General features: G+C 58.4%; 2 protein-coding genes. Both read right to left on the bottom strand.

Going from position 1 to position 1,949, the window contains the following annotated elements; all coding sequences use genetic code 11:
• Positions 1-998: PAS domain-containing protein (locus ACOSYY_RS04285; protein ID WP_421661032.1), on the bottom strand; the 998-nt coding region annotated here is incomplete at its 3' end.
• Between the two features lie 140 nt (positions 999-1,138).
• A partial coding sequence (locus ACOSYY_RS04280) for an ATP-binding response regulator (RefSeq protein WP_421661031.1) occupies positions 1,139-1,949 on the bottom strand: 811 nt, incomplete at its 5' end.

Genomic DNA, 1,949 nt, shown 5'->3' with positions numbered 1-1,949 from the left:
ACGCCTTTTTGAGCGGCGATATCCCAATCGAAGACTCCGATATTGGCTGCCGACTGGGTCAACTGCAGCCGTGCCTCGCTCGCCTGGATGGCCGATTCCAATCGCAAATGAGGGGTGATATCGAGCGCAATCCCGCTCAAGGCATAGGGCAGGCCCTGATTGTCACGCAATAAGAACTTTTGGACAAGAGAGGTGTGGACTCCATCCGCTTGGGGCACCTGTTCCTCCGCGGTCAACAAACTGCCTGATGCCCACACTCGTTGATCGTTGGCCATAAATTGCGCGGCCAGTTCGGCCGAAAGGAGGTCTCGGTCGGTGTTACCAAGGGCTTGCTCGCGATTCACGTTCAACTCCCGTGCACACTGCTCGTTCATGAAGAGATACCGTCCGGCAGGGTCCTTGATGAAGATCGCCGCCGGCGCGTAATCCATGATCGCTCTCAATCGTTGTTCGCTCTCGCGCAGCGCTCGCTCGGTCCGCTTGCGCTCAATGCCGGTTCCCAGCAAATCGGCGATGCCTTGAGCCACTCCAAGATCCTCCTTGTCCAGCGTCCAAGAACGCTCGAAGTAGACCATGAACTTACCGATGATACGACCGGATGATGTCAGAGGCACAAAAGCCATGGCCCGGATGCCTTCATCAAGAATCACCGTCTTCAGTGCCGGATCTATGTCCGAAGCCGCCACATCCTCAACGACGATCGGCATCGTCCCGGTCTCGCCCCGCTTCCACGGAGAATGCCCGGCCACCGCACCGCGATAGGTTTCCGACAAACCTCTCCAGGCCTGAAACTGCATCACGCCCCGTTCGTCAAATAACAGAATCGACGTTCGATCCGCCCGCAGCGTGGTCAGAATGGCATCGAGCGCCCTGTCATAGATGACATGAAGCGAGTCCGCACGGTTGACGGCACTCGCAAGATCGTACAGGACATTGAGCTGGTTGCCGCGGTCCCCCAATTCGGCTTGGGCCTTCTTGATTTTGGTGATGTCACCCATCGCACCCAGCATGCTCCTCTTCTTTCGACACCCGGTCACATCGGTGTTCGTCGCGAATCGGCATGGCTTGAGATAGAATATTGGACGCTCACCATCGCGCCCTGCGCCTCCTTATCCGTCGCCTCGCGGATTCTCACTCATCACTTACGCTTTACCGCCTCTTGAATCGTGCCGTACAGCTCTTCCACCGCCGATTCCTTCGTCATGAGCCGGACGGCGCCGGCCTTGATCATCGCGCCGCGATTGTCGTCACCCGCGTTGACCGATAACCCGATCACCATGACGTCGGGATAGCGGGCGGTCATCTCGCGTGTGGTCTCGATGCCGTTCATCCTCGGCATATTGATGTCCATCACCACAATCCCTGGCCGGAGCTTCTCGGCCAACCGTAAGGCGTCCTGGCCGTCCACCGCTTCACCGACGATCTGCACATCTTCGTAGCTTTCCAACATCGCGCGAAGTCCCTGCCGCACCATGGTGTGGTCGTCTACCAACAAGACACGAATGCGAGAAGCAGGGGGCTGCAAGATTGAGGCTAAGGTTGATGAAAAACTTCTCTCCGGACTCTCAGCCTGAACCTTGACCTCAGTCTCACGGTGCCGAGCCAACGGCAAGGTAAGCGTCGCGGTCGTTCCCTTGCCCTTGGCCGACTCCAGCTCGAACGACCCGCCGAGCGATTGCATGCGTTCCTCAATGCTGAAGAGGCCGAATTTCGAGGAAACGCCACCACTTGTCGGATGCGCCGCCGCGACAGTCACAAGATCGAAGCCGGCGCCTTTGTCGCTCACGGTGATCCGTAACTGGTCGTCCGTGTATGTCAGGACGACGGCGGCCTTTCCGGTGCCGGCATGTTTCCACGCATTCATCAGCAGCTCCCGCACCGATTGAAAGAGCAACACCGCTTGGTCTTCCGGGATCATCAACTCCATCGCCTCCGGCACGGTGACCGTC

This window comes from Nitrospira sp. BLG_2, from assembly GCF_049222245.1.
This window is presented reverse-complemented; position numbering and strand designations above follow the sequence as displayed.